We start from the raw sequence: 18873 nt of genomic DNA, 5'->3' as shown, positions 1-18873 counted from the left end.
TTTGTGGTGTTTTGGGGTGGGGGTGGTGGGTGGTCGTCCCCCCCCCCCCCCCCCCCCCCCCCCCCCCCCCCCCCCCCAACGCCGGCGAGAAGAACCGCAGCTCGTCGTTCTTCTCGCCTGCCATAGCCCCAAATTCGACAACGCTGCAAGGGGTGCGGCTGCCACAAGCACAGATCCCGCAACGCCACCTCACAGAGAGGGCCCCGCGGGCGAGAAGAACCCGCGGGGCCCAGGCTCGGTCACGTGCAGGAGGCGCCTTTCTCAGGCCGCCCTCCCCTACTGCGCGCCCTTCTTGGGGGCGCGGACGCACATGACGACGGCGCCGACGGTGAGCACCGCGAAGACGCCGGTCACGGCGTAGAGCGCGGTCTGCCACCACGGGGTGACGGGCTCGATGGTGTCGTTCGGGCCCATGCCGTTCATGGCGTTGGAGTTGGCGACGGTGTAGAGGATGCGGTGGGAGGCCTCGCGCATGGCGGAGACGATCACCGGGTCGTCCTCGTACTCGGCGAGCATGGTGGTCTGGACCGCCGTGGACATGTTGTCCCAGAGGTCAGAGCCGCCGAGCATGCCGTCCATCGGGTTCATGTACTCGCTGAACGCGGACATGTCGGTGATGAAGGCGCCCTCCATGCCGCACTCGCCGCGGAGGAAACCATCCTGCAGCGCACCGTACTCGCCGCACCACTTGGTGCCCCAGCGGTTGAAGCCGTTCATGACGCCGGAGGCGTCGCCCTCGACGGCCGCGGTCTCGACGGTCTCGAGGTAGATCTCACGGGCGGCCTGCTCGTTGATCCAGACGCTCTGGCCCATGCGGTAGGTCTCGGAGTCGTTGAGGGCGGCGTGCTTCATGAAGACGTAGACGCCCTTGGACTGGATGCCCTGGATCTCGGCGGCGGCGATGTGGCCGGCGATGAACGGGTCCTCGGAGTAGTACTCGAAGTTGCGCCCGCCGTACGGGGTGCGGTGCATGTTGACGCCCGGGCCGTAGAGGCCGGAGTAGCCCGCCCAGAGCACGTCCTCGCCGATGCAGGAGCCCATGGTGTTGATGAGCTCGTCGTTCATCGTGGCGGCCATGACGTCCTCGGAGGTGTAGGCCATGCCGGAGCCGCCGCCCACGACGTTGGCGGTGAAGCCCTGCGGGCCGTTCTCGTCGTTGGTCTTGGGCTTGGAGACGGACTGGACCTCGGCGGTGGTGTGGAAGCCGAGCGTGATGAGGTTGTTCATCTCGCTGAAGGTCATCTGGTCGAGTAGCGGCTCCCAGTCGGGGTCGTCGTAGTCCTTGCCGATCATCTGCGCGAGGGTCCTGCCGTTGTCGGCGCCCAGCGTGGGCATCTCGGCGCCGGCGTACTCGCCGTCATAGGTGGCGGCGTCGTAGTTGACGTCCTTGATGGACTCGACGAGCGCATCGTTGGCGGTCAGGACGATGTTCTCCGTGGGGAACGTGCCCTCCCAGTCGGAGCGGGAGAGCCAGGTGACCTCGCCGGGCTCGACGGAGCTCTTGTTGGGGTCGGCCTCGTCGAAGAGGTTGGTGATCTCGGCGCCGGTGGCCGCGGAGGTGGAGAAGACCTCGGTGTCGAGCGTCGGGTTGGTCCACTTCCACGCCATGGCGGCGTCGCCCTCGGCGGTCATGCCATCGGCCACGGTGTAGCCCTTGGCGGCAAGCACGTTGTTCAGGGCCTCGTGCGCGCCCTCGGCGACGGTGAGGTAGTAGTCTCCGGCGTCGAGGATGTAGGTCTTGGCGCCGTTGGCGTCATAGGCACGCAGCTCGGTCTTGTCGACGTCGATGGTGACGGTCTGGGTCTCGCCCGGCTCGATGAGGCCGGTCTTGGCGTAGCCGGCAAGCTCGATGGCCGCCTTCTCCACGCCGTTCTGCTGGTCGTACTCGGTGTAGGGGGACTGCAGGTAGACCTGGACGGCCTTCTTGCCGGCCACGTCGCCCGCGTTGGTGACGTCGACGGTCACGGTGAAGGCGTCGGAACCCTCGCTCACCTGGAAGTTGGAGAACGTGAAGTCGGTGTAGCTGAGGCCATAGCCAAACGGGAAGGCCACGGTGCTCGCGTAGTCGTAGTCGCCGGCGTTGCTGGTGCCCATGACGGCGTCCTCATAGCGGGTCTCGTAGTAGCGGTAGCCTACGTAGATGCCCTCCTGGTAGACGTTGTAGGAGTTGTTGACGTTGTAGTTGGGGCGGCCGGTTGCCGAGTCGGTGCCCAGCCCGTAGCCCTCCCAGCCCTCGTACTGCAGCGGGTAGAAGTTGCGCGCCGCCGGGGAGGACAGGTTGTCGTAGGTGTAGGTGTCGACGAGGCTGCCAGACGGGTTGATGTCGCCCACGAGGATGTCGCCCACGGCGTTGAGGCCCACCTGGCCCGGGTCGCCGATCCAGAGCGCCGCGTCGATGCCGTAGTCAACGCCGCAGATCTCCGGGTTGAGGAAGTCGACCTCGACGGCGTTGGAGGAGTTGATGAGCACGATGATCTTGGAGATGGTGCCCTCGTCCTTGAGCGCCTTGAGGCCGGCGAGGTTGTCCTGCTCCTCCTGCGTGAGCTCGAGGTAGTTGCCCTCGACGCCGCTCGTGTAGTCGAGGCCCTGGCCGTTGTCGCCCATCGGCAGGTCGGCGCCCTCGCCGCCGGAGCGGGAAATCACGAAGATCGCCGCGTCGCCGTACTCGGCGAAGGAGTCGCCCGCGCCCGCGAGGACCTTGTCCCAAGGCACCTCGTTGACGCCGAACTCCTTGGAGGCCTGCGGGTCGTCAGCGATGTCGCCGGCCATGAGGCGGCTGTAGGTGCCGTCGATCTCCTCGGAGAGGTAGAAGTCCCAGAGGGTCTGGTTGACCTCGAGGCCCGCGTCGGTCAGCGACTGCTGGAGCGTCGGGGCGCTCGAGGCGTCGACGGAGCCGGAGCCCGTGCCGCCGTAGACGATGTCCACGGAGGAGTGGCTCACGGCGCTGACCTTGTCGCCCTTGGCGAGCGGCAGGGCGCCGTTGTTCATGAGGAGGACCGCGCCCTCAGCCTCGACCTGTTCGGCGATGCCCTGCTCGTACTCGGAGAGCTCCTCCTCGGTCTCGAAGGCGCTCGTGAAGTAGTTGGTGTCGGTGCCGTCGTCCTCGCCCTTGACGACCTGCGAGGTCGGCGTGTCGAGGTAGGTGTTGACTACGGTAGCGTTGCTGAGCGCGTAGTTCGTGCCGAACGCCAGGGCGCCCGTGAGCACGACGCCCACGCCGGCGAGCACGCCCCAGAACACCTTCCCCTTCCGCTTCTTGGTTGGGTTGCCCATGCTTGGCATCCCCCTTCCTTTCCAATGCGTGCGATAAGCCGCGACATGCCCGCTCCCCGTGCGGTCGCGTCGCTTCGAGGGACATCGCGGGGCGCAAGACTCCCCTCCCTTCCATGACGCGGAAACGCTTGCCGCCATGCCCCACCGGCGCTCCCCCCGTACCGAGGGGAGCTCATAACCTGATATATCAGATTAGTCGCAGATTCTTCACAAACTTGTGAGAATGCGTCCTCAACCTTGCCAGCGGACGGTTCTTCTCGCCCTGCGGCAGGTCCCCGCGCGCGGCGCGGGCCCGTCCGCCGCCGCGGCGGCCCAAGGCATGAGAAGGGCCCCGCGGAGACGTGTCCCCGCGGGGCCCCGTGCTGCCTGCCGACCGGTCGGTCGGCAGGCTCTGCGGACGGACCTAGCGACGCTTGAAGGTGGGCATGAAGCCGGCCACGGTGAGCAGCACGGCCGAGACCACCATGCAGCCCGCGGAGGCCGCGGCCGCATAGAACATGCTCCAGCCGGTGGTGTCGCCCGAGTTCCAAGAGAAGATCGCCGAGATGTTGAGGGCTCGGGACGCGACGACCTGGATGCCGGCGTACGCCAGGATGAAGACGGCGACGCCGAGGGCGAGAAGCGACACGATGCCGGGGCCCTTGTCGGCACTCTTGGCGTCGAGCGTCATCGAGACCACGACGAGCGCGATAGCGACGACCGAGAGGACGAGGTAGACGGGCATGTTGGGGAACTCATAGCCAACGCCCATGCTGCCGCTCACGACCATGGCGACGATGCCGACGACGGCGAGCACCAGGGCGACGGCCTCGATGAAGAAGCCGATCCCCTTCTTAGCGGTAGTGGTGGACATGCCCCTACGCCTCCTTACTCTTCTTGGAGCTCACGGCCGCGGAGGCGGCGGCGCCCACGGCGAGCACGCCGAACGCGGCGGCCGCACCGATGTACGCGCCGCGCCACCAGGTGAGCTGCGGCTCCATGTGCGTGGTGCTGTTGTAGCGGTTGACAAGGTTGGACTGGGTCATGGCGTACAGGATCATGTGTGCGGACTCCTTGACGGCAGCCTGCACCGTGGCGTCACCCTTGACCTTGTCCACGCCGATGGAGATGCCGTCGACCTGGTTGGCGAAGGTCGAGCAGTTCTCGAGCGTGGTGGAGTCATAGAAGCCGGAGATGCCGCGGGTGTCGAAGCAGGTGGTGCCGGAGACCAGGACGGCCGCCCAGAGGTCGGTGTCGTCGTAGATGTCCGTGACGGCGTAGCCGCGGAAGCCCCACTCGTTCTTGAGGATGTCGGTCATGAGGCCGGTGGAGCAGGTGCACTCGATCGGGCCGATCTTGGAGAACGACGTCATGAGGCCCGTCATGTTGGCGTTGTGGTCCTCGGTGTCGTAGTCGGTGGCCTCGAAGGCGATCTGCCAGCCGCGCAGCTCGCCCTCGCGAGCCTGCTGCTCGGTCATGTACGGCGCCACGCCGGAGCGGTTGGTCTCCTGGTCGTTGAAGGCGAAGTGCTTCGGCGACGCGATGAGGCCGTACTCGAGGGCGCCCATGGAGTACTCCATGGCGGTGTTGCCGCAGAGCACGGGGTCCTCGGAGTAGTACTCGCCGTTGCGGCCGTTGTACTGCTGGCGGTGGATGTTGAGGCCCGGGCCCCAGAGCATCGCGATGCCGGTGAACAGCGACTCCTCGCCCATGAACTCACCCATCTCGTAGTAGAGGGAGTTGTTGAACGAGGCGGCGGTCAGGGGCGCGTTGCCGAAGACCGCGCCGTTCCAGGCGCCGTTGGGGTCGTCCGCGCCGATGGTCCACGGGGCGTTGGAGTCCTGCGTGGCGTTGAGGGCGATGACGATGCCGTTGCCGGCGTTCTCGGTGAGGTAGTGCTCCTGCAGGCCGATCGACTCGACGCCGGGGATGGAGGGCCCGCCGAAGGTGGCGAGGTAGAGCGCCTCCTCGAGGGTCATCTTGTCGAGCAGCTCGCCCCAGGCGGGGTCGTCGTAGGTTTTGCCGGCCATGTCCCAGATCATGAGGTCGGAGTCGGCGCCCCAGGTGATGCCGGAGACGTCGTCGTCGGTCTTGACCTCGTAGTAGTGGCCGTTGAGGTAGTCGATGAGCTGCTCGTTCTCAAGCGTCATCTCGGCGTACTCGACAGGCCAGGTGCCCTCCCAGTCGGAGCGGGAGAGGTAGGTGACCTCGCCGGGCTGGAAGTAGTTCCAGTCGGCCGTCTCGAGGTGGTTGGAGACCTGGTAGCCGTTCTTGGAGATCGAGAGCGCGGTGCGGGGCACCTCGGCCTCGGTGATGGCCATGGACCAGACCTTGGCCGCGTCGCCGGTGCCGGTAAGGCGGCTCGCCTCGACGCCCTGGGCGGCCAGGACGTTGTTCACGGCCTCGTGCGCGCCGTTGCCGAGCGCGAAGTAGTACATGCCCGGGTCGAGCACGTAGGTGCCCTGGGTGCCGTCCTCGTTCTCGTGGGAGCTGTCCCAGCTCGCGATGTACTGGAGGTCGACCTTCACGGCAACCTGCTGGGAGGCGCCGGGCTCGAGCTCGTCGGTCTTCTCGAAGTTGAGGAGCTGGATCGCGGACTTCTCCACGCCGCCCGCGGCGTAGGGGGCCTGGCCCCAGATCTCGACGATGGACTTGCCCGCCGTGTCGCCGGTGTTGGTGACGTTGACGTTGAAGGTCACGTAGGCGGTGGTGGCGCCGTTGTCGAGCGTGGTCAGCTCGAGCTCGGGCTCGCCGACCGGCTCCTGGCTGAAGGTGGTGTAGGAGAGGCCGTAGCCGAACGGGTAGACCATCTCGTCGGCGTAGTTCCACGTGTCGCCCGCGGTCGCGCCGGCGGCCGAGGTCGCGTTGCCCTGACCCATAACCTGGTCGAAGTAGCGGGTCTCGTAGTACTTGTACCCGACGTAGATGCTCTCGCACTCGATGACGTAGTTCGAGGACAGGTCGCCGAACATGCCGCCCTTGCGGGTGAGGACGTCGGTGTTGGCGTAGTGGTAGTCGCCCATGTTCTGCATGGCGGGGGCGCTCAGGTTGTGCGTGGCGTAGGTGTCCGTGAGGGCGCCCGAGGGGCTCACCTTGCCGCAGAGCACGTCGGCCACGCCGAGCATGCCGTAACAGCCCGGGAAGCCGATCCACAGGATGGCGGAGACGTCCGGGTCGTCGGCGAGGTCCCTGATCTCGACCGCGTTGGCGGTGTTCAGGATCACCACGACGTTGTCGGAGCACTCCTTGGCGAGGTCGATCGCGGCGCGCTCGTTGTCGGTGAGCTGGAGCGGCTCGTCGGCGCCGAGGCCCGCCACGACGCTGCCGGGCAGGTAGTCGATCGACTCGGCGGACGGGCGGGAGATGACCACGATCGCGGCGTCGCCGTACTCGGCGAAGCTCGAGCGGAAGTCGCCGTTGACGCCCTCGATGTCGGCGACGCCGGGCTCCTTCGGGTCGTACTCCGTGACCGTCATCTCGCAGGTGGCGTGCGGGAAGGACTCGCCCAGTGCCTCATAGGCGTCGACCATCGTGGGGTTGACGTTGAAGCCGGCGCCGTCGAAGTCGAACTCGTCGCCCGACCAGCCGGAGATGGTCGGAGCGATCGCGCCCGTGCTGCGGTCGACGTTCGTGGTGATGGTGTTGGCGAAGTCGGTCTTGCTCTGCGTGAGCGCCTGCTCGAGCGTGATGCAGGGGCCGTAGAGCTTGAGGCCGAAGCTCGAGCCGAGCATGGGCATGTGGGACCTGATGCCGAGCAGGGTCACGTTGGAGCCCTCGGCGAGCGGCAGGCCCCTCCCCTCCTCGGAGCTGTTCTTCATCAGGACCGCACCCTCGGCCGCCTGCTTGCGGTTGAGGTCGATGGCCTTCTGGATGAGCGCGTGGGAGTTGCCCGTGCCGTCCTCGTTCAGAACCTCGTCGGAGGGCTTGAACGCCTCATAGAGGGGCTCGTTCTCCGTGCTCTGGGAGGTGAGCTTCTCGCTCTGGGTGCCGAGGTTGGTGTCGAGCGTGGAGGCGAACTGCTCCATGACGCCGCCCGCGCCCACGGCGACGGAGGCGCCGAGGGCACCGAGGCCGAAGAGGCCGCGGCGTGTCACCAGCGTCTTGGGACGAGCATCGTTGCTCATGAGAGATCCCCCCTCTGTACGCTTTCCCTTACGTCGTGCATGTACCTTCCCTTCCTTTCTCTGCGTGCGTTCGCATTGCGTGCGCTCCGCGTCCCGTACGGGAATTCCCCCTCCCTCCACGGGGCGGCTGGAAACTGATATATCAGTTTAACCACAAACCGCCCGCGGGGGTGGAAAATAATCTTCGCGACCCGCCAGCGGACGGTTCTTCTCGCCCTGCGGTAGATGGCGGGGCGCGGCCGACGCCGAGGCGATTCCTCCGGGTACGTACGCCCCTCCCCCGGATACGTACACGCCACAAAGCCGGCAGGCGCAGCACTTCTGAAGAATCCGCAGGTAAAGTGCTTAGCGAGAAGTACATCAAGCCGTGAACTTCGTACGTACCCGGAGGGGGCGTGTACGTACCCGGAGAGGTGGAGCTAGAGGGCGAGGAGCTCCCGCACGAGCGCCTCCTGACGGAGCCAGTAGTCCTCGTCCGTCGGCAGGCGGATCCCGGCGCGGGCGGAGACCTTCTCGACGAGCTCCCGGCGCATCTGCGGGTCCGCGAGCATCCCCTCCGTCACGGAGCGGACCATCCAGCCGAGGTCCCGGAGCCCCTCGTTGCGCGCGCTGTCGGAGTCTATCTGCTGCCTGGTGCGATGGAAGAGGTAGCTCTCGTACTCGAGGATGATCCCGAGCTCCTCCCAGCAGAGGTCGACGACGAGGTACGGCTTCCCCAGGGCCAGCTGCAGCGAGGCGGGAATCTCTATGGTGGCGTTGAGCCGCGGCACGGGAAGCCCGCATCCGCCCGCCTCGACGGGCAGTGTGAACAGGAGGACGACGACCGTCTCCATGGGAGAGCGCGAGCCGGCCACGACAAACGCCACGGCCTCGCGCGCCCGCCGCGTCCCATAGCCGCGGGCGTCCGCAAAGCGCCGGGCGAGCTCGTCGGGAGTCATGAGCGGCGGCCTGCGGTGAAAGCCGTCCTTGGCCCGCGGGGAGCGCGCGTACCTCCCGCATATCTCGGTACCCACCGCAACCGCCCGCGCAAGGCTCGAGCGCGCGGCCATCTGCTGCAGGCAGAAGGCCGGCGAGGCAAGAAGGACCTCGTCGGTGAGCTGGTAGAGCGCGTCAGGGGGGAGCGTGGTCGACCAGATGTGGCAGCGCACCACGGGCGTCCTCACCCTTCTCGCCTCCCCGCTCACGAGGATGTGGAGGGGGCGTGCCTCCGTTGCCTCGATGCGTGCGCCGCGCAGGTCGATTGCCCCGAGGGCCGCCGCAGAGGCGAGGGACCACGCCTCGTCCGACGGCTCGGGGCATGGCTCCCCCAGCCGCTGCGCCAGGCCGACCTCTCCCCAACGCGCAAGTGCCGATATGTCACATACGGTAATCATGGCGCCCATGCTAGCGATGAGCGCTTCCCGGCCCCTTGCACCAAGCGCGCACGACGCTGACGCCCCTTGCGAGAAGGCCCTTCTGAGATGCGTGCCACCGCAGCTCATGACCCACGGTGCGCAACAGTTTCTTATATGCGGCGATTCGTCCGACGACATTCGGCGCCACGGCTTCTCCAGATGCCGCCCCGCCCGGGCGCGCCCCCGGACACGCAGGCCCTTCTCCCGGGTACGTACACCCCGTCTCCGGGTACGTACGAGATTTACGGCTTGATGTTCTTCTCGCCCGCCCTCTACCTGCGGGTTCTTCGGGATGCCAGTGCCCACAGCCCCCGCTGCGCGTACGTACCCGGAGAGGAGGTGTACGTACCCGGACTGGGCGCGTACGTACCCGGAGGGGCGAGGCGAGAAGGGCTGGCGAGAAGAACGGGAACGCCCCGACGCGCGCGGCGCCGGGGCGTTCCCGGGAAGGATGGTCGGGCTTAGGCTACTCGTTGTCCGCCCAGTTGGACTTCTGGGTGCTCTTCTTCTGGAGCACGTAGTCGGGGTTGGGCGTGTCGACGCGGCGGATCGTGCCGGAGTCGGCGAGCTGGCCGGACGTGACCTCGATGCTGTTCTCGCCCTTCTTGAGCGGGACGAAGAACGTGAAGACGTGCGGGTTCTTGGGGTCCTCGCGGCGGGTCTCAAGCTTGGAGCCGTTGACGAAGAGCGTGACCTCCTTCTGGTTGGAGTAGACCTTGACGCTCGTGGCCTCCTCGGCGCGGTCGACGTAGCGCTTGCCGCACAGGTGCACGAAGGGCTCGTTGCTCCACCAGGCCTTGTAGATGTAGAAGGAGTCCTTCTTGGTCTTGCGGTCGAAGGTGATGAGGCCCTTGTGGTTCATGCCGGGTTCGCCGCCCTGGTCGCGCGCGTCGGCCGCGAAGTCGAACATGTTCCAGACGTGCGTGGCCCACAGGTACGGGTGCTTGGCGAAGAACTTGAGCATGTACTCGTGGTACACGCACTGGTACTCCTCGGTGTGGTCGTTTCGGCGCGGCCGCGAGGAGTGGAGGTTGGGCATGGCCTCGCAGCCGTACTCGGACATGCCGATGACGCGGTTGGGGTGCACGAGGTGGAAGAACCCGAACCAGAGGTCGTTCAGGAAGAGGCCCGGCACGTACCAGCCGAGGTAGAGGTTCCAGCTCACGACGTCGGTCACGAAGGCGGACTTGTTGAAGGGCCCGCACATGGCGTAGCAGGCCAGCGTGGTGAAGCGCGTGGGGTCGAGCTTGTGGCAGAGCTCGTCGAGGACGCGGTGGTTGTCGAGCATGTCCGCCTTGTCCTTGGTGGAGATGGTGATCTCGTTGGAGACGCCCCAGCACACGATCGAGGGGTGATTGTAGCTCTGGGTGATGAGCTCGGTCATCTGCGAGATGGTGTTCTCGCGGCCGTTGGGCATGTGCTCGGAGATGTAGGGGATCTCCGCCCACACGACGATGCCGGCCTCGTCGCAGAGGTCGTAGAAGAACTGGGCCTGCTGATAGTGCGCGAGGCGCAGCGTGTTGGCGCCGATCTCGCGGATGAGGGCCATGTCCTCGCGGTGCTCCTTCTCCGTGAGGGCGTTGCCGAGGGCCTTGCGGTCCTGGTGGCGGCACACGCCGCGGAGGGGGTAGCTGCGGCCGTTGAGGAAGAAGCCGCCCTTGGCGTCATAGGAGAAGCTGCGCACGCCGAAGCGCGTGGAGACCTCGTCCACGACGGTGCCGGCGACGACGAGCTGCGCCTTCGCGGCATAGAGGTACGGGTCGTCGAGGCCGTCCCAGCGGTGCGCGTCGGGCAGCGCGACGGTGACGTCGGTGCCGGTCGCGGTCCCCACCGTTGCGCCGGAGGCGTCGGTGAGGGTCACGCGGACCTCCGCGGAGGCGGCCTCAGGGCCGTCCACCCAGGTCTGCACGCGCACGTCCGCGTCCTTCTCGCCGTCGGCGATCTTGGGCGTGACGGCGATGCCGGGGCCGCCGTGGTAGTCGAGCGAGAAGTGCGTGGCGTCGGCCACGAGGAGCCTGACGTCGCGATAGATGCCGCCGTAGAAGGTGAAGTCGGCCTTCTGAGGGTAGACGCGGTCGTTCTTTGAGTTGTCCACGTGGACGAGCAGGCCGTTCTCGCCGGGCTTCACGAGCTCGGTGACGTTGGTGCGGAAGGTGGAGTAGCCGCCGTCGTGGTGGCAGCAGGCGATCCCGTTGACCTCGACGTCGGCCGTGGCGTTGACGCCCTCGAACTCGAGGTAGACGACCTGCTTCGTGGGGTCGAAGGCCGGGACCGTGAAGCGGCGCTCGTAGGCGCAGGTCCCGCGCCAGTAGTCGTTGCCGCCGTCCTGGCCGTCAAGGTTGTTCCAGGTGTGCGGGACGTCCACCGTGATCGGGGCGTCCCCCGGCTTGGTGAAGGTCCAGCCCGCGTTCAGGTTCGTATACGTGCGCATGCTCCCTCTTTCCTCGGCTCCCCGCCGCTCCAGTACGGCACTTCCAACTGATATATTAGTCTAGCGCATAACGCGGCCTTTCCGGTGTCGTACCCCTGACCGGACGGTTTGGACGCCTGAGCGGGATATCGGGCAGAAATGCGGGCGAGTGACGGGTTCTGGACGGATGAAGCCCCTCTGGGCGCCCCATCCGTCCAAAAGCCGTCACTCATCCCCTTGGCGCCGGACGGACCGGGAGCGGCGAGGGCGGGATGCAGCAGAAAGGCGGCGGCAGACCCGCAGGGGCCCGCCGCCGACAGGGACGCGCGAGAAGGACGCGCGGCGCGCTACCGCACCGTGGCCACGATCTCCATGGCCTCGCGGCAGAGCCGCTCGACCTCGTCGAAGCGTCCCTCCTTGATGAGGTTGGCCTTGACCATCCAGGTGCCGCCGCAGGCGATCACGTGCGGGCTCGCGAGGAACTCGGCCACGTTGGCCGGAGAGACGCCGCCCGTGGGCATGAAGCGGTGCCCCACGAAGGGCGCGGCGAGCGCGCCTATGGTGGAGAGGCCGCCGTACTGCGCGGCCGGGAAGAACTTGGTCACGTGGATGCCGAGCTTGCGCGCGGCGATGAGCTCCGTGGGCGTGACGCAGGCCGGGAAGACCGGGAGCTCGCGCTCCATGCAGTGGCGCACGACCTCCTCGTCGAAGCCGGGGCTCACGATGAACTCCGCGCCCGCGTCGACGGCCTCGTCGACCTGCTCGACGCTGAGCACGGTGCCCGCGCCCACCGCCATGTCCGGGTGCGCCTCGCGCATGGCGCGGATGGAGTCGGCCGCCGCGGCCGTGCGGAACGTCACCTCGGCCGAGGGCATCCCGCCGGCCACGAGGGCGTCGGCGAGCGGCCTGGCGTCGGCGGCGTCGTCCAGCACGACGACCGGGATGATCGCGAGCCTCTCGACCTTCTCGTAGTAGCTGTCCATGTACATGTGCGTCTCCCCTCCTGGGTTGCTAGCGCTTGACGTCGGCGCCGCTGGCCATGAAGTCGGTGACCTCGGCAGCGGTGAAGCGGTTGGCGTCGCCGGCCACGCTGTGCTTGAGCACGCTCGCGGCCGCCGCGAACTCGATGGCGTCCGCGGGCGCCATCTCGGCGAGAAGCCCGTGGAGCACGCCGCCGGCAAAGGCGTCGCCGCCGCCCACGCGGTCCACGATGGGCTCGACGTGCCAGGTGCGGGAGCGCGCGAGCGCGCCCGCGGCGCCGGTGCCGTCGGCCGTGTAGAGGTAGCCGGTGAGGTCGTTGGAGCTGCTCGAGTGCGCGACGCGGCGCGTGCAGTAGATGGCGCGGACGCCCGGGCGCGCGGCGACGAGCGCGTCGTAGGCCGCGACCATGGCCTCCTCGCTCCAGGGCGTGCGCTCGAGGCCGAGGGCGCTCTGGACGTCGCCCCAGCTCGCGGCGAGGTAGGTGACGTAGGGCAGGACGTCGCGGAAGGCGTCCATGCACTCGTCCCACGTCCAGAGCTTGCCGCGGAAGTTGACGTCGTAGCTCACGGGGATGCCCCGCTCGGCGGCGGCGCGCACGAGCTCGAGCGTGAGCGCGCGCCAGGACGCGGAGAGCGCCGGGCAGATGCCCGTCACGTGGAAGAGCCCGACGCCGGAGAGGAGCTCGTCGACGTCCCACTCGCAGGACGCCATCGTCGCGAACGAGGAGCCGGCGCGGTCGTAGACGGCGACCGACCCGCGGTTGGCGGTGCCGATCTCGAGGTAGTAGGTGCCGAGGCGCGCGCCCCCGCGAAGGACCTGGGAGGCGTCGACGCCGTTCTTGCGGAGGTGGCGCACCACCGCGTCGCCGAGCGGGTTGTCCGGCACCTTCGTGGCGAAGGCGGCGTCGTGCCCGAAGTTGGCGAGCGAGACGGCGACGTTGGCCTCCGCGCCGCCGTAGTGCGCGTCGAAGGACGAGGCGTCCGCCAGGCGCACCCCGCCGCCCACGGAGAGGCGGCACATGATCTCGCCGAGCGCAAGGACCTTTCTGCGGCCCGTAGCATCATCAGCCATGGTATCTCCTTGCCCTGTGATATATCACTAATGAGAGTAGTTTATCCGCTGGGCGCCGCCCCCATCACGACGGTTCAGCGAGCGGCGCCGCAATTCGACGGGCGGCAGGACCCCAGCCCGCGCCCCCGGCTCCCCGAAAGCGTCGCCGGGGCCCTGCAGAGTCGCCGTGCGGGGCGCTGGCGACGCTTCCCGGGCAAAAAACGTCGCCGTGGCCCCGCGGAGCGGATCTGCGGGGCCACGGCGACGGAAACGGGAAACGGGCATCGATGGCGCCGGGCGCCCCTACTCGAAGAAGCCGAAGTAGTCGTGCGCGTTGTTGTAGCAGATGTCCTCGATGAGGCCGCCGAGGTATGCCTCGTCCTCGGGGAGCCGGCCCATCTCGACCCACTCGCCGACGGTGTGGCACAGGACGCGGCGGAAGTACTCGTGGCGCGGGTAGCTGAGGAAGCTCCTCGAGTCCGTGAGCATGCCGGTGAAGTTGGCGAGCAGGCTCTCCTGCGCGTACATCGTGAGCTGGCTCTTCATGCCGGCGAAGTGGTCGAAGAACCACCAGGCGCAGCCGAGCTGCAGGCGCTGGCGGCAGCCGCCCTGGAAGGACTGGATGAGCGTGGCGATGCCCATGTACTGGGACTCGTCGAGCGTGTAGATGATCGTCTTGGGCAGGGCCTCGGCGCTGTTGGCCGCGTCGAGGAGCAGGGCGAGCTGACCCACGAGCCCCGGCTGGTCGCCGGCGGAGTCGAAGCCGGCGTCGGCGCCGAGCGCGGCGAAGCCGCGGGAGTTGGCGTTGCGGAAGACGTTGGCGTGCAGCTGGAGCGTCCAGCCGTGGCGCTCGTACTCGCCCATGAGGAAGAGCGTGAGCGCGCTCTGGTAGGCGTCCACCTCCGTCTTGCTCGGGGCCTCGCCCGCAAGGGCGCGCGCCACGATGCCGGCCACCTCGTCCTCGGTGGCGCCGACGTAGGTGAACGAGTTCATGCCGTGGTCCGCGAGGCGCCCGCCGACCTCGTGGAAGTAGTCGACGCGCTGGGCGGCGGCGGCCTTCAGGCCCTCCCAGTCGGTGACGGCCACGCCGGAGATGTCCGCGAGGCGCGCGAGGTAGGCGGCGAAGTCGGGCTTGTCGATGCCCATGAGGCCGTCGGGGCGGAAGGTCGGCAGGACCTTGAAGCCGTTCTCGGCCTCCTCGGCGGCGAGCAGCTTGTGCCAGGCGAGGTCGCTCGCCGGGTCGTCGGTGGTGCAGACGCAGCGGACGTCGAAGGCGCGGATGAGGCCCTTGGCGGAGAAGTCCGCCTCGGCGATGCGCTCGTTGGCGCGGCGCCAGATCTCGTCGGCGTTGGCGCGGCAGATCGTGAGGTCGATCCCGAAGGCGCGGCGCAGCTCCAGGTGGCTCCACTCGTAGAGCGGGTTGCCGGGCGCGCGCTCGATGGTGTCCACGTAGGCGAGGAACTTCTCGTAGGGCTCGCCGTCGCCGGTGATGAGGCGCTCGGGCGTGCCGTTGGCGCGCATGAGGCGCCACTTGTAGTGGTCGCCCGCGCCGTTGTCGCAGATCCAAAGCTGGGCGAGGTCCGAGAAGTGCACGTCCTCGTAGATCTGCCTCGGGTCGAGGTGGCAGTGGTAGTCGATGATCGGCATCTTCTCCGCGTGGTCGTGGAAGAGCCTCCGCGCCCACTCGGTGGTCAGCAGGAAGTCGTCGTTCAGCAGCATGGAAGAATCCCCTTTCTCCCAGAAGCCAGAGGGTGGGAATCGCGTGGGAGCAACCGAGAAGGGCGCGAACTGCGGTCAGGACGTGCCGCACATGCCCCGCCCGCAGTTCGCGCAGCGCTGTTTGAGGACGGGGCATGTGCGGCACGCCCCGTTGGGGTGGCCTACGCGCCCTTCTCGATTGCCTCCCACATTCCGTTGATGTAGGCGATGCCGAGGGCGCGGTCGTAGAGGCCGTAGCCCGGGCGTCCCGTCTCGCCCCAGATCATGCGGCCGTGGTCGGGCCTCATGTAGCCCGTAAAGCCGTTGTCGTGGAGGGCCCTCATCATCTTGTACATGTCGAGCGAGCCGCAGGGGCTGGGGTGCGGCGCCTCGTAGAAGTCCTTGTTGCCGGGCTCCTCGGGCGAGATGTACTTGATGTTGCGCATGTGCACGAAGTGGATGCGCCCGCGGCGCGTGAACTCGGCGAGGATGTCGTAGATGTCGTTGCCCGGCTCCTCGGCGATCGAGCCGCAGCACAGGGTGATGCCGTTGTAGGGCGTGTCCACCGCGGTGCAGAGCCAGTCGAGGTCCTCGCGGTTCTTGATGATGCGCGGCAGGCCGAAGAGCGAGTAGGGCGGGTCGTCCGGGTGGATGGCCATCTTGACGTCGCACTCCTCGCAGGTCGGCATGATGGCCTCGAGGAAGTAGACGAGGTTCTCGCGCAGCTTGTCGTCGTCGATGTCCTTGTAGGCGTCGAGCAGCGCGCGCACCTGCGCGAGGCGCTCCGGCTCCCAGCCGGGAAGCGTGAAGTCGCCCGAGCCGTTGGCCACGCGGTCGATGATGACCTGCGGGTCGTCGGGGATGTTCGCCTTGACGAAGGCGAGCGTGCGCGAGCCGTCGGGCAGGACGTAGTCGAGGTCGGACTTCACCCAGTCGAAGACCGGCATGAAGTTGTAGCAGATGACCTTGACGCCCTCGGCGGCGAGGTTGCGGATCGTCTCCTCGTAGTTCTCGATGTGCTCGTCGCGCTTGTCGGTGCCGATCTTGATGTCGTCGGAGACGTTCACCGACTCGATGACCTTGAGCGTGAGCCCGTGGGCCTCGACCATCTCGCGCAGCTCGTGGATGCGCTCGCGCGGCCAGACCTCGCCCGCGGGGATGTCGAAGAGCGTGCCGACGATACCCTTGCAGCCGGGGATCTGGCTGATCTGCTCGAGCGTGATCTTCTCCTCGTTGGGGCCGTACCAGCGGAAGGTGAGCTCCATGTCCCTCTCCTCTCTCCGGGCGCGCGCCCGGTCCTTCGTTTGCCTAGCCGACGTACTTTCCGATGGTCGCGGCGACGGCGCCGGGGCCGGCGTTGAGCTCCGCGAACATGCCCTCGATCTTCTCGCCGAGGCCGGCCTCGTAGAGGTCGAGCGAGAAGATCTCGGCGTTGGACAGGATGGGGCTGACCGCCTCGTGGATCCTGGCGGGGTCGGTCTCGCCGAGCGAGATGCCGGAGAGCTGGGCCCTGAGGTCGGCCAGCAGCGGGTCGGGGCTCGGTTCGAAGGCCTCTCCCCTGTCGTCGACGGCGAGCAGGTAGCGCAGCCACCCCGCGATCACGAGGGGGATGGCCACGAGGCCGGAGACGTCACGCCCCGCCTCGAGGTAGGCGTTCAGGGTGTGGCCGTAGCGGGTGGGCACCTTCTGCGAGGTGTCCGCCGCGATGCGCTGCGGCGCGTCGGGCAGGCTCTTGTTGGGCAGGCGCTCGGCGAGCAGCTCGTCGATGAAGGTCTTGGGGTCGATGACCTTGGGGTCCACGACGACGGGAAGGTCCTCGTCGTAGCCGAGCTTCCTGATGAGCGCCACCAGGTCGGGGTTCTCCATCTCCTGCCAGATGCGGGTGTAGCCGAGCAGGCAGCCGTAGACGGCGAGGCACGTGTGCAGCGGGTTCAGGCAGGCCGTGACCTTCATGGTGTCCGCGCGCTCCGCGGTCTCGCGGTCGCACATGATCACGCCGCCCTCCTCGAGCGCAGGCCGGCCGTTGGGGAACGAGTCCTCGATGACGAGGTAGTGGGCCGCCTCGGTGTTGGCGAAGCCGGCGAAGGTCGGGCCGGAGGTCTTGATGAGGTCGAGGTCCTCCCAGCCCTGCTCCCTGAGGGCGGCCTCGGTCTCGGGCGAGGGGTTGGGGGTGATGCGGTCGATCATCGACCAGGGGAAGCTCACGCGCGACTCGTCCGAGACGTAGTCGACGAAGTCCTGCGTGACGTGGCCGTGCTCGAGCCAGCCGCGGGCGATCGTGAGGATGGCCTCCTGGAAGCGGCGGCCGTTCTGCGAGAAGTTGTCGGTGGAGACCATGGCGATGGGCGCGGCGCCCGCCTCGAAGCGGTCGACGAGCAGCGCGCTGACGATGCCCATCGAGCTCGTGGCGTGCGCGGGGCCGGCCTCGATCTCGGCCGCGACGTAGGGCAGCAGCTTGCCGGATGCGTCGGTGAGGCCGTAGCCCTTCTCGGTGATGGTGAAGGTGACCATTTGCAGGTCGGGGCTCTCGAAGCAGCGGCGCGCGAGGGCGTAGTCGGTCGGGCGGTCGGCGTTCGCGAAGATGGCGCCGGCCGTGACCGCGAGCACCCGCTCGTCGAGCGTGCCGTCGGCGTTCATGACAACCTGCAGGATGTTGTTGTCGTAGGGGGCGTAGACCTCGTCGATCGTGAACGGGCGGAAGGTCTCCGCGACGACCACGCCGCGGTTCAGCAGGCCCTTGTCGGCGAGGTCTTGGGCGATCTGGGCGTGGAAGGCGCGATAGAGGTTGCCGCCGCCGAAGTGCATCCACACCGGCTGCTCGGCGCCCGCCTTGCGCAGGGCGTCGACGTCGCACTGGGGCACGCGCACCCCCTTGCCCTCGAGCTCGTCGCGGCTCTCCTGCCAGTTCTTGAGTGTTGCCATCTGCTCCTCCGTCCTTCTCGCCCGCCGGCGCTGATGTCGGCGTCGCACGGGGCCCGTCGGTTCCCCCTTGAACTGATATATTAGTTTGAGCGTGCCTTCAACTCAACAGTGACTCCCCGAGGTTTTGCCGGGAATCCGCCAGCGGTCGGTATTTCGCTTTGAGTGTCCGAGCGGTCTGCAGATTGCGTCGCGGACTCGAATCGGGGCGGCGCGAGGATGCGGCAACCCGTAAAATAAGACGTTAGCAACAGGCTAGCGAGCGGCGAGAAGGACGAGCATGCACGAGAAGGACACCCCCACCCTGCAGACCCAGGCCTACGAGGCCCTGCGGCGCGCGCTCGTGTTCTCGCGCTACAAGCCCGGGGAGCGCCTCGTCCCCAAGCGCCTGTGCGAGGAGCTCGGGCTCGGCCGCACCCCCGTGCGCGAGGCGCTCGTGCTCCTCCAGCAGCAGGGGCTCGTGAACACGGTGCCCCAGAGCGGTACCTACGTCTCGAAGATCGACATGCGCGCGTGCGAGGACGCGCGCTTCGCCCGCGAGTGCCTCGAGCGGCAGGTCGTCATCGAGTGCTGCGCCAAGGCCACGAAGGCCGACATCGCCTGCATCGACGCCATCATCGCGCAGCAGGAGGAGGCCGTCGAGGCCGCCGACGAGCTCGCGTTCTTCGAGTCGGACAACCTCATGCACGAGACCTTCTTCGTCATCGCCGACCGCGCGCCGCTCTGGGACTGGCTCAACATGACCAACGTCCACTACGAGCGCTTCCGCTGGCTGGCGGTGCTGACCTCGGGCGTCGAGTGGGACGTCGTCATGGACCAGCACCACAAGATCCGCGACGCCATCGCCGCGCACGACACGAACGAGGCCTCCTACCTCACCTCGCGCCACCTGCGCAAGGCGCACATCGACTACCACCCCATCTCGGTCTCCCACCCGGAGTACTTCACGGAGAACTGACGGCGCACGGCGAGAAGAACCGTCGCGAAGGCCCCGCGGACAACGGATGCGGGGGCCTCGCGACGTCTCTGGGTGCGGGTTTGTCGC

11 protein-coding genes are annotated in these 18873 nt (G+C 67.7%); 1 reads left to right on the top strand and 10 read right to left on the bottom strand.

Features of this window, described 5'->3' with window-relative positions:
* Positions 1-276: 276 nt before the first annotated feature.
* The 10 genes from ACULPM_RS07620 to ACULPM_RS07575 all read right to left on the bottom strand — a co-directional run bounded on the left by ACULPM_RS07620 (position 277) and on the right by ACULPM_RS07575 (position 17831).
* Positions 277-3282: a glycoside hydrolase family 3 C-terminal domain-containing protein gene (locus ACULPM_RS07620; RefSeq protein WP_445330988.1), complete on the bottom strand. Its 3006-nt coding sequence runs from the start codon at positions 3280-3282 to the stop codon at positions 277-279.
* A gap of 394 nt (positions 3283-3676) precedes the next feature.
* Complete coding sequence (locus ACULPM_RS07615; protein WP_445330989.1) at positions 3677-4126, bottom strand: hypothetical protein; 450 nt, start codon at positions 4124-4126, stop codon at positions 3677-3679.
* A gap of 4 nt (positions 4127-4130) precedes the next feature.
* Positions 4131-7376: a glycoside hydrolase family 3 C-terminal domain-containing protein gene (locus ACULPM_RS07610; RefSeq protein ID WP_445330990.1), complete on the bottom strand. Its 3246-nt coding sequence runs from the start codon at positions 7374-7376 to the stop codon at positions 4131-4133.
* 419 nt (positions 7377-7795) lie between these two features.
* Positions 7796-8758 (bottom strand): hypothetical protein, encoded by a 963-nt coding sequence (locus ACULPM_RS07605; RefSeq protein WP_445330991.1) that lies wholly within the window; start codon positions 8756-8758, stop codon positions 7796-7798.
* Between the two features lie 478 nt (positions 8759-9236).
* Positions 9237-11201 (bottom strand): glycoside hydrolase family 2 TIM barrel-domain containing protein, encoded by a 1965-nt coding sequence (locus ACULPM_RS07600; RefSeq protein WP_445330992.1) that lies wholly within the window; start codon positions 11199-11201, stop codon positions 9237-9239.
* 326 nt (positions 11202-11527) lie between these two features.
* A complete protein-coding gene (gene eda, locus ACULPM_RS07595) occupies positions 11528-12169 on the bottom strand; it encodes a bifunctional 4-hydroxy-2-oxoglutarate aldolase/2-dehydro-3-deoxy-phosphogluconate aldolase (protein WP_445330993.1) in 642 nt (213 codons plus the stop codon).
* A 22-nt stretch (positions 12170-12191) separates the two neighbouring features.
* Positions 12192-13232 carry a sugar kinase gene (locus ACULPM_RS07590; RefSeq protein WP_167929308.1) on the bottom strand — a complete coding sequence of 347 codons (1041 nt, stop codon included), beginning with the start codon at positions 13230-13232 and terminating at the stop codon, positions 12192-12194.
* Positions 13233-13514: 282 nt separating this feature from the next.
* Positions 13515-14930: a glucuronate isomerase gene (gene uxaC / locus ACULPM_RS07585; RefSeq protein ID WP_445330994.1), complete on the bottom strand. Its 1416-nt coding sequence runs from the start codon at positions 14928-14930 to the stop codon at positions 13515-13517.
* 161 nt (positions 14931-15091) lie between these two features.
* Positions 15092-16174: a mannonate dehydratase gene (uxuA, locus tag ACULPM_RS07580; RefSeq protein WP_445330995.1), complete on the bottom strand. Its 1083-nt coding sequence runs from the start codon at positions 16172-16174 to the stop codon at positions 15092-15094.
* Between the two features lie 43 nt (positions 16175-16217).
* Positions 16218-17831, bottom strand: coding sequence for a mannitol dehydrogenase family protein (locus ACULPM_RS07575; protein ID WP_445330996.1), 1614 nt, complete (start codon positions 17829-17831; stop codon positions 16218-16220).
* A gap of 277 nt (positions 17832-18108) precedes the next feature.
* Here ACULPM_RS07575 and ACULPM_RS07570 point away from each other — a divergent pair, with 277 nt between their 5' ends.
* Positions 18109-18786 (top strand): GntR family transcriptional regulator, encoded by a 678-nt coding sequence (locus ACULPM_RS07570; protein ID WP_445330997.1) that lies wholly within the window; start codon positions 18109-18111, stop codon positions 18784-18786.
* The last annotated feature ends 87 nt before the right edge of the window (positions 18787-18873 follow it).

It is taken from the genome of Thermophilibacter sp. ZX-H3, assembly GCF_052599055.1.
The sequence above is the reverse complement of the archived record's forward strand: the minus strand, read 5'-3'. Positions and strand labels throughout refer to the sequence as shown.